This window comes from Simplicispira sp. GW247-4R2A (assembly GCF_059424465.1).
In genome coordinates this window covers 154,249-167,402 of the sequence record NZ_JBWKZM010000005.1, presented here as the reverse complement: position 1 = coordinate 167,402, position 13,154 = coordinate 154,249, and the positions used below count along the sequence as shown (strand labels likewise).

General features: G+C 67.2%; 13 protein-coding genes. 4 read left to right on the top strand and 9 right to left on the bottom strand.

All coding sequences use genetic code 11. The features are described from left to right. Window positions 1–11: 11 nt before the first annotated feature. The 9 genes from AC07ZH_RS05860 to AC07ZH_RS05820 form a co-directional block, all read right to left on the bottom strand. Window positions 12–1,109, bottom strand: coding sequence for an efflux RND transporter periplasmic adaptor subunit (locus tag AC07ZH_RS05860; RefSeq protein ID WP_495198929.1), 1,098 nt, complete (start codon window positions 1,107–1,109; stop codon window positions 12–14). Window positions 1,110–1,251: 142 nt separating this feature from the next. Beyond that, the gene (locus AC07ZH_RS05855) at window positions 1,252–2,712 is read right to left on the bottom strand and encodes an efflux transporter outer membrane subunit (protein WP_495198928.1); all 1,461 of its coding nucleotides are present in this window, start codon (window positions 2,710–2,712) and stop codon (window positions 1,252–1,254) included. Further along, complete coding sequence (locus tag AC07ZH_RS05850; protein WP_495198927.1) at window positions 2,709–3,131, bottom strand: hypothetical protein; 423 nt, start codon at window positions 3,129–3,131, stop codon at window positions 2,709–2,711. Before AC07ZH_RS05850 ends, AC07ZH_RS05855 begins: the two co-directional genes overlap by 4 nt. A gap of 29 nt (window positions 3,132–3,160) precedes the next feature. Further along, complete coding sequence (locus tag AC07ZH_RS05845) at window positions 3,161–3,868, bottom strand: ABC transporter ATP-binding protein (protein WP_495198926.1); 708 nt, start codon at window positions 3,866–3,868, stop codon at window positions 3,161–3,163. Between the two features lie 169 nt (window positions 3,869–4,037). Next, on the bottom strand, window positions 4,038–5,285 hold the full coding sequence (locus tag AC07ZH_RS05840) for an ABC transporter permease (RefSeq protein ID WP_495198925.1): 1,248 nt from the start codon (window positions 5,283–5,285) through the stop codon (window positions 4,038–4,040). After that, the gene (locus tag AC07ZH_RS05835) at window positions 5,282–6,433 is read right to left on the bottom strand and encodes an efflux RND transporter periplasmic adaptor subunit (protein WP_495198924.1); all 1,152 of its coding nucleotides are present in this window, start codon (window positions 6,431–6,433) and stop codon (window positions 5,282–5,284) included. The genes AC07ZH_RS05840 and AC07ZH_RS05835 overlap by 4 nt, the downstream gene beginning before the upstream one ends. Beyond that, a complete protein-coding gene (locus tag AC07ZH_RS05830) occupies window positions 6,430–7,038 on the bottom strand; it encodes a TetR/AcrR family transcriptional regulator (RefSeq protein ID WP_495198923.1) in 609 nt (202 codons plus the stop codon). Before AC07ZH_RS05830 ends, AC07ZH_RS05835 begins: the two co-directional genes overlap by 4 nt. Before the next feature lie 289 nt (window positions 7,039–7,327). Beyond that, on the bottom strand, window positions 7,328–8,620 hold the full coding sequence (locus tag AC07ZH_RS05825) for an acyl-CoA dehydrogenase family protein (protein WP_495198922.1): 1,293 nt from the start codon (window positions 8,618–8,620) through the stop codon (window positions 7,328–7,330). A 31-nt stretch (window positions 8,621–8,651) separates the two neighbouring features. Further along, window positions 8,652–9,611 (bottom strand): COX15/CtaA family protein, encoded by a 960-nt coding sequence (locus AC07ZH_RS05820; RefSeq protein ID WP_495198921.1) that lies wholly within the window; start codon window positions 9,609–9,611, stop codon window positions 8,652–8,654. A gap of 175 nt (window positions 9,612–9,786) precedes the next feature. Between AC07ZH_RS05820 and AC07ZH_RS05815 the strand changes: the two genes are divergently transcribed. The 4 genes from AC07ZH_RS05815 to cyoE are packed head-to-tail and all read left to right on the top strand — an operon-like array spanning window position 9,787 to window position 13,149. Then, a complete protein-coding gene (locus AC07ZH_RS05815; RefSeq protein WP_199665472.1) occupies window positions 9,787–9,942 on the top strand; it encodes a hypothetical protein in 156 nt (51 codons plus the stop codon). A 13-nt stretch (window positions 9,943–9,955) separates the two neighbouring features. Beyond that, window positions 9,956–10,495 carry a cupredoxin domain-containing protein gene (locus tag AC07ZH_RS05810; RefSeq protein ID WP_119109948.1) on the top strand — a complete coding sequence of 180 codons (540 nt, stop codon included), beginning with the start codon at window positions 9,956–9,958 and terminating at the stop codon, window positions 10,493–10,495. A gap of 15 nt (window positions 10,496–10,510) precedes the next feature. Next, the gene (locus AC07ZH_RS05805; protein WP_495198920.1) at window positions 10,511–12,235 is read left to right on the top strand and encodes a cbb3-type cytochrome c oxidase subunit I; all 1,725 of its coding nucleotides are present in this window, start codon (window positions 10,511–10,513) and stop codon (window positions 12,233–12,235) included. A gap of 14 nt (window positions 12,236–12,249) precedes the next feature. After that, window positions 12,250–13,149, top strand: coding sequence for a heme o synthase (gene cyoE, locus AC07ZH_RS05800; RefSeq protein WP_119109950.1), 900 nt, complete (start codon window positions 12,250–12,252; stop codon window positions 13,147–13,149). Window positions 13,150–13,154 lie beyond the last annotated feature (5 nt).

Below are 13,154 nucleotides of genomic sequence, written 5' to 3'. Positions count from 1 at the left end.
GCCCCTTGCCCTTAGCGCGCACTGCCGACGGCCAGCGGGTCCAGCACCACGGCTTCGCCGGGCGCCACACCGCTCAAAATTTCCACGCGATCACCGGTGACCGGACCGAGGCGCACCTGGCGCAGCAGCGGGCGGCCCTGGGCGTCGGGCACGTACACACCCGTCATTTCGCCGCGGCGCAGGACCGATTTGAGGGGTACGGTGACGCTCGCCTTGGGCGCATCGGCTGCTTTGGAATCGGCCGGCACCGCTGCAAGCCAGAGGCGCGCAAACATGCCGGGCACGGCGTGGGTGAACTGGGCGGGCAACTCGGCGCGCAGTTGCTGGGTGTGCGTGCCGGCATCCACCGTGGGCAGCAGTTGCACGCGCGTGGCCTGGGGTTGCTGGTCAGCGGGCAGGCCAGGCAGTTCGATACGCACCTGGGCGGCGCCCACTGTGCCGCCGGCAAGGTTGGCCAGAGCCGACTGCGGCACCGAAGCCGTGATGCGCAGGGCCGACGGGTCGTAGAGCGTGAGCAGCGGCCGGCCCGGCATGGCCATGTCACCGAGCTGCACCGGCACCTCGGCCACCACGCCGGCGTAGGGCGCGCGCACTGTGTGCAGGCCCGCCCCCGTGCGGGCGGCGCCCGCTTGAGCGCTTTGCGCATCCACTTGCGCGCGCGCCGCTTTGAGCTGGCCCTCGGCGCGCTCCAGTGCGGCCGCGCTGATGTATTTTTTGGCGTGCAGTTGTTGCTGGCGCTCGAAATCGCGCTGCGCCACGGCCAGGTTGGCTCGCCCGGCCTGCACCTGGGCTGCGCTGGCGGCAGCGTCCTGGTCGGCTGTGCGCGCATCGATGCGCACCAGCAACTGGCCGGCGCTGACGCGGTCGCCCGCGTGCACGGCCAGTTCCACCACCGCGCCGGGCACCTGGGCGGCAATTTGCGTCTGGCGCACGGCCTCTACGACGCCGTCGTAGCTGACAGCACGGGCGCTGCCTGCGGCCTGGGCAGGCGCAGTCGCCAGGGGCGCATCGGTGGCGGCAAGGGCGGGCGCGGTCCAGACGCAGGACAGCGCCAAGGCGATGGCACTGATCCGGGCGAGAGCGGAAGAGAGAGCGGAAGAAGGCGTCATGGGCATTCTCTTGAGAGCAGTCGCGGAGGTCGCGGTACGAAGATGTTAATGTATTATTTGCGCAAATAGTTAAATAGTCAATTAGCGACGATTGCCGAGGTTTTCAAGGGGCGCGCGATGGGTGATTCAGGCGGTCGACGGCCTAGCCCGCGCCCACGGCCTGGAACAGCGCCGCACTGTCGGCCAGGCGCTGTGCCTGGGCGGCCACCAGGCTGCTGCGCAGTTGCAGGGCCTGTTGCTGGGCCACCAGCCATTGCAGGTGGCTGGTGGCGCCCAGCGCCAGTTGTTGCTGCGTGGTCTGCAGGCTGGCCTGTGCGGCGGCATCGGCGCGCTCCAGCGTGGCGAGCACTTGCGCATCGGCCTCGGTGGCGCGCAGGGCATCGGCCACGCTGCGCAGCGCGTCCAGCACCACGCCCTGGTACTGGGCGGCAGCGGCGTCCAGGCCTGCCAGCGCCGCGCGCTGCTGCGCGGGCAGGGCCGGGTCGAACAGGGGCTGGGTCAGTTGGGCAATCAGGCCCCATACGGCCGAGCCGCCACCAAACAGGGCGCCCGTGGTCAGCGCCTGACTGCCCAGGTTGGCGCTGAGCCGAACTTGCGGGTACAGGCGTGCCACGGCCACCCCATGCTCGGCGCTGGCCACGCGCACCAGTGCTTCGGCTGCCTGAATATCAGGGCGCTGGCGTACCAGTTCGGACGGCAGCACCTGCGGCAGCGCGGCGGGCAGTGTGAAACTCTGCAGCCTGAACGCGGGCAGCGGCTCGGCGCCTGGTGTGCGCCCGGCCAGCAGGGCGAGCAGGTAGGCGCTTTGCAGCGCCTGCTTGCGCAGCAGCAGCGCGGAGGCGCGGGTCTGCTCCAGCGCGGCCTGCAGTGCCTGCACGTCCGCCGGCATGGCCTGGCCCAGGCGCAGGCGTTCCTGGGCAATATCGGTTTGTGCCGCCTGGTTGCTGGCGATGGCTTCCAGCGCTTCGGCCTGGGCGGTGATCCGTGCCTGGGTGATGGCGGTGCTGGCGATGCGTGCGGCCAGGTCGAGGCGGGCGCCTGCCAGCTGGTAGCGGCGGTAGTCGGTGCGCGCCGCCAGGGCCTGGAGGGCGCGCTGGTTGCCGCCTGACACATCGAGCTGGTACTGCACGCTGACGCTGGCGCTGTGCAGGCTGAACGTGCGCCCATCGCCGGGCAGGCCCTGCGCGCTGGGGGAGATGTGCTGGCGGGCACTGCCTGCACCGAGGTCGGCGCGCGGCAACTGAGTGGCACGCTCCTGAGCCGCCTGCAGCTCTTCGGCCTGGCGCAGCTGCGCTTGCGCTGCCGACAGCGTCGGGCTGGCCTTCAGGGCCTCGGCGACCAGCGTGTCCAGGCCGGGGGAGCCGAGTTGCTGCCACCAGGGCGCCTCCAGGTCCATGTCGGTGCGCCACGCCTGCGCCGTGCCAAAAGCGCTCTCGCTGGCGCGGCTCCGCACGGCTGCGGCGGGCTGCGGCAGGGCGTTGTCCGCCAACGGTGCCGGGGGTTGGTAATCGGGGCCCGCCGCGCAGCCCGCGAGCAGGGCGGCCAGCAGCATGGCGAGGGCAGGGCGCCTGCTTGGCAGAGCGTGCAACAAAAGATGGTTCATGGCGCGGTTTCCAGTGGGGCAGCGCGGCCGGGCCGCAGGCGCCAGGCCAGGGTGGCGATGCCCAGCCATACGGCCGTGCGCAGTGCCATGGCCGCCACGGTGCGCACTTCGAATGCGCCGCCCGTCAGCACATGGATTCCGAAGGCTGCAAACACCAGGGCCGTGGCCAACCCAATCCCCAGCGCCAGCCACGCCGCCCAGCCCAGGCGCCGCCACAGCGCAATGCCTGCCGCTACGTAGGCAAAACCAGCGACGAAGTTGAACCAGAGCACAAAGGGCACATAGGCCCCGGCCGCACTGCGCCCGGCCGCGCCGCCAAACAGCACCGTGCCGCCCTCCTTGAGGGTCAGCAGGCCAAAGAGCACAGCGAACACGCTGGCACCGCGCAGCCAGGGATTGCGTTGCAGCAGGGCATTCATAGGGGTGGCCTCCGGGAGATGTTGCAAATTCATGGTGCGCGTCCTTCGCCCGCTTCCTCGTGCGTCACGCCGTCGCGGATGTGGTAAATCCGCTTGAAGGTCGGAATGATCTTCTCGTCGTGCGTGACCACAATCACGGCGGTCTCGAACCGCTGCGCCATGTCGTTGAGAATGCGGATCACGGCCAGCGCGCGCGTGCTGTCGAGTGGCGCCGTGGGTTCGTCGGCCAGCACCACTGGCGGGCGGTTGACCAGTCCGCGCGCAATGGCCACGCGCTGCTGTTCGCCGCCCGACAGCTGCGCGGGCATGGCGCGTGCACGGTGCCCCACGTCGAGCGCATCCAGCAACTCGCGGGCCTGCGCTCGCGCCTGCTTGTTGGGGACGCCTGCCAGCATGGGCAGCAGGGCGACGTTGTCGGTCACGTCGAGAAAGGGAATCAGGTAGGGCGCCTGGAAGACGAAGCCGATGCGGTCGCGCCGCAGCGCGCGCAGGTCGCGAATCTTCCAGCCGTTGTCGTAGATGACTTCGTCGCCCAGCGTCATGCGCCCGGCGCTGGGTTCGATCACGGCGCCCAGGCATTTGAGCAGCGTGCTCTTGCCCGAACCCGAAGGCCCGATCAGTCCCACCACCTCGCCTGGCGCCACCACCATGTTGACGTCCTTGAGCGCGTCCACGGCGGTGTCACCCTGCCCATAGCGCTTGCGCACGCCTTCGATGCGTATTCCTGCGTGTTCCATGTCAGCCATCCAAGGCGCCTCGCGCCAGCCACAACGTATCAAACTGGCACGGCCCAAAACCAGCGGACGCCGCGCAAGGGCCGCCCCGCCGCGCTGGCGTCGTCCCCCTTCCCGACGTAGCCGAGAGAAGGGGGAAGGCGCGCAGCGCCTCAGGGGGATGTCGTCGCATCTAACCTCCTACCGCTTCGGCTGGGTCGACGCGCAGCGCGGCGCGGATCGCCACCCCGCTGGCCAGCACACAGATGACCAGAATGGCGGCCAGCCCGGCAGCCGTGTCCTGCGGCACCAGGAGCACGTATTTGGGGAAGGCGGGCGCCATCAGCGTGGCAGAGATCTTGCCCACCACGAAGCCGATGATTCCCAGGCCCAGCGCCTGCTGCACGATCATGCCGGCGATGGTGCGGTTCTTGGTGCCGATGAGCTTGAGCACCGCGATCTCGCGGATCTTGCCCAGCGTGAGCGTGTAGATGATGAAGGCCACGATGGCCGCGCTGACCAGCGCCAGAATGGCCAGGAACATGCCGATCTGCTTGGCCGACGTGGCAATGAGCTTGCCGATCAGGATGCCTTCCATCTGCGCGCGCGTGGTGGCCGTGAGGCGCTGCCAGCGGCGGATCGCCTGCGCCACATCCTCAGCGTCGTAGCCTGGGCGCACGCGCACCAGCACAGCGTTGACCGAAGGGTTGGTGCTTTGCGAAGCCATCACCGCGTCGAGCAGGCCGGGTACGCCGGGCCGGTTGAAGGCGGGGTTGGCAGCCGTGCGGTGGCGGCTTTCCCAGAGCGCGTCGTTGTCGCGCAGGAATTGCGCCGCCTGCGCATCCTTGAGCGGGATGAACACCATGGGGTCGCCGCCAGAGGACACCATGCGCCGCGTGAGTCCTACCACGGTGTACACGTTGCGCCGGATCTGGATACGCTCGCCCAGCGCCATGCCGCTGGCGATGTCGGCCACCGCCTCGTAGTGGCTGCGTGTGAGCTGCCGCCCGGCCACCAGATAGGGCGGCCAGCCGGGTGTGCCGCTGCCGCCCGGTGCGATGCCGACCACCATGGCGCGCACATCGCTGGCGGCACTGGCCGCGCCTGCCGTACCCGCAGCCCCAGCGTTGCCCGCCAGGCGCTGCACCTGCATGGTCAGGTAGGTCACGTTGGCGGCATCCTGCACGCCGGGCAGCGCGCGCAGGCTGCGCCAGGTGCTGTCGTTCAGGCTCGATGGCTCGGCGTACGGCCCCAGCGTGCCTTGCTGCACCACCCAGATGTCGGCGCCGCTGTTGTCCAGCAGCGCGCGCCCGTCGTCCACCATGCCGCGGTACACCCCGGCCATGGTGAGCGTGACGCCGATCAGCAGTCCCAGGCCAATGCCGGTGAAGACAAACTTGCCCCAGGCATGGAGGATGTCACGGCCTGCCAGGCTGATCACGGCGCCCCCTTGGTGATGCGGTCCACCACGTGGGTGTTGCTGCGGGCGCTCAGTTCTTTCTCGCTGTAGACAACGATGCGCGCGCCTTCCTTCAAACCGCTGTGCACCTGCACCTGGCCGTCCAGATCAGCCTGGCCCAGCACCAGGGGGGCAAAGCGCAGGCCGTCCGCGCCCAGTTCCCATACGCCCATCTTGCCGCCCACGCGCCGCAGGGCGGCGTTGGGAATGGTGGGCGCGGCGGCGAGTTCGGGCAGGGTAATGGTGACTTCCGCCAGCGTGCCCAGCGGCGGCAAGGGCGTGGGCAGGGTGGCCAGCACCACCTTGGCCAGCGTCTCTTCGGTCACGGCATCGGCCAGGGGCTCAACGCGCAGCACGCGTGCGGCCAGTGGCGCCGTGGTGTCCGAGCGCAGCAGCACCTGCGCGGGCAGGCTGGCGCGCAGGCCCGCAGAACTGGTTTGGTCAAAGCGCACGTTGACCCACAGGCTGGCCGGGTCTACCAGATCCACGACGGCTTGCCCCGGCACCACGGTGCTGCCGGGCTCGGCCAGGCGGGCGGTGACCAGGGCGTCCGCCGGGGCGCGCAGGCGCAGCTGGCCGCGCTGCGTGCGCAGGGCTTCCAGCTCGGCGCGCAGGCGCGCCACCTCGGCCTGGCTGCCCGCCAGAGCGGCGTTGGCGCTAGCCAAGTCTTGCTGGCGGGCGGTGGCGGTCTCTTCGCTGGTGGCGCGCACGGCCAGCAACTCGGCGTAGCGCGTGGCCTGGGTCTGTGCCTGCTGCTGGCGGGCCTGCGCGTCCTTCAGGCTGGCCTGGGCGCGTTGCACGGCGGCGGCCTGGGCGTGCAGGCGTTCGTCAAAATCCACCGCATCCATTTCGCCCAGCACCTGGCCTGCGCTAACGCGCTCGCCCACTTCCACCGACAGGCGCAGCACGCGCCCGGCTACTGTGGGACCCACGTGGTAGGTGGTGCGCGCTTCCACCGTGCCAATGCCGAACAGGGCGGGCGTGATGGCGCGCTGCCGGGCCGTGGCCACCGTGACGGCCACGGGAGCGAGCGGCCCCGAGCGCAGCACCACGTAGATGAACAAGGCCAGGAGCGGCACCACCACGGCCAGCAGGGCCAAGGTGCGGCGTTGCAGGGGAAGTCGGCTCATGGCGTGCTCCGGATGCCGCGCTGGTAAATGGCAAAGACGCGCGGCGCATCGCGGCGAATTCGCTCCACGTCGCCCGACAGCATGGACTGCATGACCAGGCCTTGGATGGTGCCGATGAACAGCGTGGCGGCGGCTTCGGGGTCCAGGGTGGGGTCGATCTCACCGTCCGCCTTGCCGTGCGCAAAGAGCTGCTGCAGGCGCTCACCGTAGCGCGCCAGCAGCGTGCGCACCATACGCCGTGGCAGGCTGTCGCTGGTGCGCTGGAGTTCGCCAAACATCATGCGTGGCACACCCGGGTGCTCTGCGACAAAGCCCGCGTGCGCCAGAAACATGGCTTCCAGCGCGGCCAGAGGCGAGGGTGCCTCTTGTGCAGCCTGCTCCACACGGGCCAACAATTGCTCGGCTACCCACTCCATCACGGCCTGCAGGATCGATTCCTTGGAGGGGAAGTGCCGGAACAGCGCCCCCTGTGTCAGCTGCATGTGGCCGGCAATCGCTGCAGTGGTGATGTCGCTGGGGTTTTGCGTGGCGGCGAGCTGCACTACCGCCTCCACGGTGGCGGCGCGGCGCTCGTCCGCAGGCAAGGGTTTGGCGCGTGGGTTCACAGGGGCATTCTGTAGGTGAGTAATTGATTACTATCTTACGGTGCCGTCGATTTTTTGGCAAGACAGGAAAAAATCCACAGGGTGCTTAGGGGCGGTGGCAGGTGGACTCGCAAGGAAATTCCTGCACGCGCCATCCCACGGTACCCCTGAAATGACCCGGCTGAGCGCACCCTCGAGTCGGTGCTGCGCAAGCGAGCCGCAAGCGGCTCGCTCAACCGATAAAAGTTTAGGTGTTTTTGGCCTCTAGCGCTTATGCAGTAAGCGCTGTAAGCTATTAAAATTATAGTATTCAGCGCACACGCGGCGCCGCCCGCATCTGTTCGGGCGTGGTGAACCAGGCACTGCCCTGGCCCATGCGGTCGCGTGCCTGTGCCAGCTCGTGGCGCGCCACGGTGCGCAGGTGCACTTCGTCTGGCCCGTCCATCAGGTGCAGGGCGCGGCCCCAGGTCCAGAACTGGGCCAGCGGCGTGTCGGGCGAGAGGCCCATGGCGCCAAACACCTGCATGGCACGGTCCACCACGCGGCTTTGCAGGCGCGCGGCCACCACCTTGATGGCGGATATCTGTGACCGCAGCTGCGCCTCCTGCGCAGCGTCTGCCTGGTCCAGCCGCCACGCGGTGTGCAGCACCAGCAGGCGGGCCTGGTCGATTTCGATGCGCGACTCGGCCAGCCAGTCCTGCACATTGGCAAAGCCCGATTCGTAGCTGCCAAACATCTTGCGCTCCAGCGCGCGTTCGGCCGCCAGTTGCAAGGCGAGCTCGCACTGCCCAATCGTGCGCATGCAGTGGTGGACCCGCCCAGGCCCCAGGCGTGCCTGCGCCATGGCAAAGCCTGCGCCCCACTCGCCGAGCAGTGCGCTGGGGGGCACGCGCACGTCCTGCAAGAGGATCTCGCAATGCCCCTCGGGTGCGTGGTGGTGCAGCACGGGGATGTTGCGCACCATGTGCACGCCTGGCGCATCTAGCGGCACCAGCACCATGCTGTGGCGGCGGTGCGTGCCTGCATCCTCTGCGCCGTCGTCGGCGTTGCGGCACATGACGATCAGCAAGCGGCAGTTCGGGTGTGCTGCGCCGGTGATGAACCACTTGCGCCCGCTCACGAGCAGCGCATCGCCATCGCGGCGCACGGTGGTCTGCAGGTTCGTTGGGTCGGACGACGCCACGTCGGGCTCGCTCATCGCAAAGGCCGAGCGAATGCGCCCGCTCAGCAGCGGCCCCAGCCATTGCGCGCGCTGCTCGGGCGAAGCAAAGCGGTGCAGCAATTCGATGTTGCCGGTATCCGGCGCGCTGCAGTTGAAAACCTCGGCCGCCCAGGGCAGGCGGCCCATGGATTCGGCCAGCGGTGCGTAGTCAAGGTTGGCAAGGCGCGTGCCGGGTTCATCCTCCTGCAAGCCGGGCAGGAACAAATTCCACAAACCTTCTTCGCGCGCCAGCGCCTTCAGGTCTTCCAAAAATGGCGGCGGGAACTGACCGGCCTGCGCCGCCGCGTGCCAGGCAGCGTTGTGCGGCAGCAGGTAGCGCTCCAGAAAAGCATTCAAGCGCTGCAGCATTTCCTGCGCGCGGGGAGAAGGTGCGAAGTCCATGCGCGATTGTGGGCAGCGCGGCAGCGCCGCGTCACAACCGAGGCGACAGCGGGGCGCTGCGGGCGGCGAGCGCTGCCACGGTTCCCAGCAGCAGGGCGGCCAGCAGGTTGTGCGCCAGGGCGGCGGCCAGGGGCAATTGGGCGAGCACCAGCGTCACGCCAAGCTCGACTTGCAGCGCTGCCAGAGCCATGAGCAAAGCCGCCTCGCGCCGTCGCTTGGCCTGCCAGGCCGAGAGCGCCAGTATCCCCAGCGCGGCCAGCGTGGCCAGCGTGGCCAAACGGTGCAGCAGATGCACGCCCATCCCCGCGGCGTAATGCGGCATTCCAGCCCCTTCGCCGGGAGGGAGCCAAAGCTTGAGTGCCGTCCAGCCATCCGCGCCGGGGCGGCAACTGGAGAGCTGCGGGCAACTCAGGCCTGCATAGCCCGCGCTCACCAGTGCGCCCAGGCCGATCTGCAGCAGCAGGACGAGCCCTGCCACCACGGACCAAAGGTGCAGGCGTTGGCGCTGCTGCTCGCCCATGGCGCCTGGTGGCACCGCCAATCGCACACATGCGGCAAACAGCAGCAGGCCGCCCAACAGGTTGCCCAGCGTCACCGCCGGCGCACGCGCGTTGGCGGTGAAGGGGCCGAGTACGGCAAGAAACAGAACCAAGCCAAGCGCAACCAGGACGACGCGCCCCTCGGCGGCCAGGCGCAAGCTGCGCCGCCAGGCGAAGGCCGCCATGGCCGCCAACAGAAGCAGCAGCGACGAGGCCACGGCGCGGTGCACGGCGCGTGCCGAGTGCTCGGCAGCGCTGGGCGGTGCGCGCGCCGCCTCGGCGCGGGCTGCGCGGGCATGGCATGCCGGCCATGGCGTGCAGTCCAGCCCGGCACTGCTCTGGCGCAAAAAGGCGCTCAAACCCGTCACCACCAGCACGAGCAGCGCGCACAGCCAGGCGGCGCGCTGCAAAAGCGTGCGCCGGCGCCCAAAGGGATCGGTAGAAGGGGGCAAGGGAGGTAGGAGCATTGCTTTTGGCGGCACCGATTTTGTTCAAAACCACGCAGCTTGAGCGGACTTCCAGGTGTTTACCACTAGTGCGGGCGCCTATGGACCTTGTTGCAAATCAAGCCTATGCTGATTTCAAACCGGAAAATGGTTTGCACCTTTTGGTAACCGAGGAGACAACATGGAACACCATGACGACGAGAACGAGAAGGTGCCGATGCTTCAGCAACTGCTCGATAACCCCTTTCTGCTTCTGTTCATCGGGGTGATGGTCCCGATGATCGTGTATTCACTCTGGGGGGTGATCGATATCTTGACCATCCCCGTGGCCAAGTGAGGGAGAACCGCATATGAGTGCCATTCTTCCCCCAGCAGAGCGGCTTTGGTGGAAACACCCGCTTGATCGCGTTGAAGCCGTCTGGATCGCCATTGCCTTTGCCTGGTGCATGGTCATGTTCCTCATGATGGTGTTCTGGCATGTCTACGGCAAGCAGAACCTCTCCACGGAAACCTACAAAACCACGCCGGACAAATTCGCCGCCAAGGCACAGGCCATGGTGGACAAATACACCGTGCGCACCGAAACCGACGAGAAAATTCCGGTGGTGCATCCGCCCGTGGGCAGCGACATCTACCTGACCGCGCGCCTCTGGGCCTGGAGGCCCATTCTGGAGCTTGAGAAAGACAAAACCTACAAGCTGCACCTGACTTCCATGGACTACAACCACGGCTTCTCGCTGCAGCCCACCAACATCAATATCCAGGTGGTGCCTGGGTACGAGCACGTGGTCAAGATCACGCCCAACCAGTCGGGCCAGTTCTCGATTGTGTGTAACGAATATTGCGGCATCAACCACCACACGATGGTGGGACGCCTCTACGTGAAATAGCAGGAGCACAACACCATGGCTGCAACTTCTGCCGCGCTGTCTGCCAGCGCCACTACCTACCGCACCTGCCCGCGCTCGGGCCTGCAATTCGAACGCAATGCCGAGCTTTTGATGAAGTTCAACGCGGTGACGGCTGTCGTCGCGCTGCTCGTTGGCGGCATCCTCGCCATTGGCGTGGTGCTGACCCGCTGGCCTGCTGTGCACTGGCTGGCTGCCGACACCTTCTACACGGTGCTTACCGCGCACGGCATCAACATGCTCATCTTCTGGATGATCTTCTTTGAAGTCGCTGTGCTGTACTTTTGCTCGTCGACGCTGCTGCGATGCCGGATCGCCACGCCAAGAATCGCCTGGCTGGCCTACGCGCTGATGCTGATCGGCGCCGTCATGAACAACATCGATGTGTTCCGTGGCAACTCCAGCGTGATGATGACGTCCTACGTGCCGATGATGGCCACGCCCTGGTTCTACCTGGGCCTGATCCTCTTTGCCGTCGGCGCGCTGATTGCCTGCTTCGTGTTCTTTGGCACCCTGGTGGTCGCCAAGCGCGACAAGACCTACCAGGGCTCGGTGCCCCTGGTGACCTTTGGCGCCATCGTCGCGGCCATCATTGCGGTGTTCACCATCGTCTCCGGCGCCATCATCCTGATCCCGACGTTCTTCCTGTCGATCGGGCTCATCAAGGAAGTCGATCCGCTGATCTACCGCACCATCTGGTGGGCCTTTGGCCACTCGTCGCAGCAGATCAACGTGGCGGCGCATATCTCGATCTGGTACATGGTGGCCGCCGTGGTGTTCGGCGCCAAGCCGATGTCCGAGCGGGTGAGCCGTGGCGCTTTCCTGCTCTACATCTTCTTCCTGCAGCTTGCCAGTGCCCACCACTTGCTGGCCGACCCCGGTGTGAGCACCGAGTGGAAAGTGGTCAACACCAGCTACTTCATGTACTTTGCCGTGCTGGCTTCGATGATCCACGGCTTGACGGTTCCGGGGGCCATGGAAGTGGCGCAGCGCGCCAAGGGCTACAACAAGGGATTGTTCGAGTGGCTGCGCAAGGCGCCGTGGGGCAACCCGACTTTCTCCGGGGTGTTCATCTCCATCATTGGCTTTGGCTTCCTGGGTGGTATTTCGGGGGTCATGATGGGTACCGAGCAGCTCAACCTCCTCATCCACAACACCATCTACGTGCCGGGCCACTTCCACGCTACGGTGGTGATTGGCACCACGCTGTCGTTCATGGCGCTGACGTACTTCCTGATTCCGGTGCTGTTCAAGCGCGAGACGATTGCGCCGGGTTTGGCCAAGATTCAGCCTTACCTGTTCGGTTTCTCGATGTACTTCTTCTGCCTGGTGATGATGGGCGCCGGCACCCTGGGCGTCTCGCGGCGGCACTGGGACATGGCGTTCTCTGGCGCTGCGCTGGCCTACGAATGGCCGGGAGCGGCCTACCTGATGATGGGTCTGGTCGGCATTGGCGGCATTGCGGCCATCACGGGCGGGGCGCTGTTCATCTACATCACGGTCGGTTCGCTGCTGTGGGGCAAGAAGCTTGACCAGGGCGTGGTCAGCCCTCGCTTTACGCCGATTCCGCCCACTGCACCGACGGCAACTGCGCAGACCTACGGCTCGGCCGGTTTCACGGCGCCCGGCACCTTTGTGCTGGCGATGGTGTTCCTGGTGGCCTTTGTCCTGTACTACTTCATCAACTGGAAGTACCTCGCACAGCTGTGGGGCCTGTCCTGAAACGGAGGCAAGCCATGCACACCGACACGCTCCACCCCGCGCGCAGCCTGGCTGTGCAACGCACCCGCGACGTGATCTCGCTGTTCAAGCTGCGTATCGGCTCGCTCATCATGGTCACCGCCCTGGTGGGCATGGTGGTGACGCCAGGCCCGGCGCCGAGCTGGCTGCAAGTCCTGGTGCTGGCCCTGTCGGTGCTGGTCGCGTCGGCCAGCGCCGGCGCTTTCAACCAGTACGTCGAGCACGAGAGCGACCAGCTCATGGCGCGCACCCGCCGGCGGGCCTTTGTCACCGGCGCACTGCCGCACCACCCGGCCTGGCTGGTGCTGATGGGCGCCATGCTGGTGGGTGCGGTGGCCGCTGCCTGGCTGGTGCTCAATGGCGCGGCGGCGGTGTATGTGTTCCTGGGCGCCTTCTTCTACGCCTTTGTCTATACCGTGTGGCTCAAGCGCCGAAGTGCCCTGAACATTGTCGTCGGCGGCCTGGCTGGCAGCTTCGCCGTGCTGGCGGGCGCAGCGGCCGTCAATCCCACGCTCGGGCCGCTTCCCTTGCTGCTGGCCCTGGTGCTCTTTTTGTGGACCCCGCCGCATTTCTGGTCTTTGGCTATTGCCAATCGGGCGGACTATGCGCAGGCGGGCGTTCCCATGCTGCCGGTGGTGGTCGGCAACGAGCGCGCTGCGCGCATCGTGCTGGCCAGTACGGTGGCGCTCCTGGTGGCCTCTCTTCTGCCCGTGTTCTGGGGTGCGGGGCCGGTGTATGCCGTCGGGGCGTTGGGTGGTGGACTGCACTTCGTGCACAAGGCCTGGGTGCTGGCGCGTGAAGTGACGCGGCCGCATGCGATGTCGGCATTTTTTGCCTCCCTGATCCAACTGAGCACCCTGCTGGTGGCAGCTTGCATCGACGGCCTGGTCCGCTGAACGAG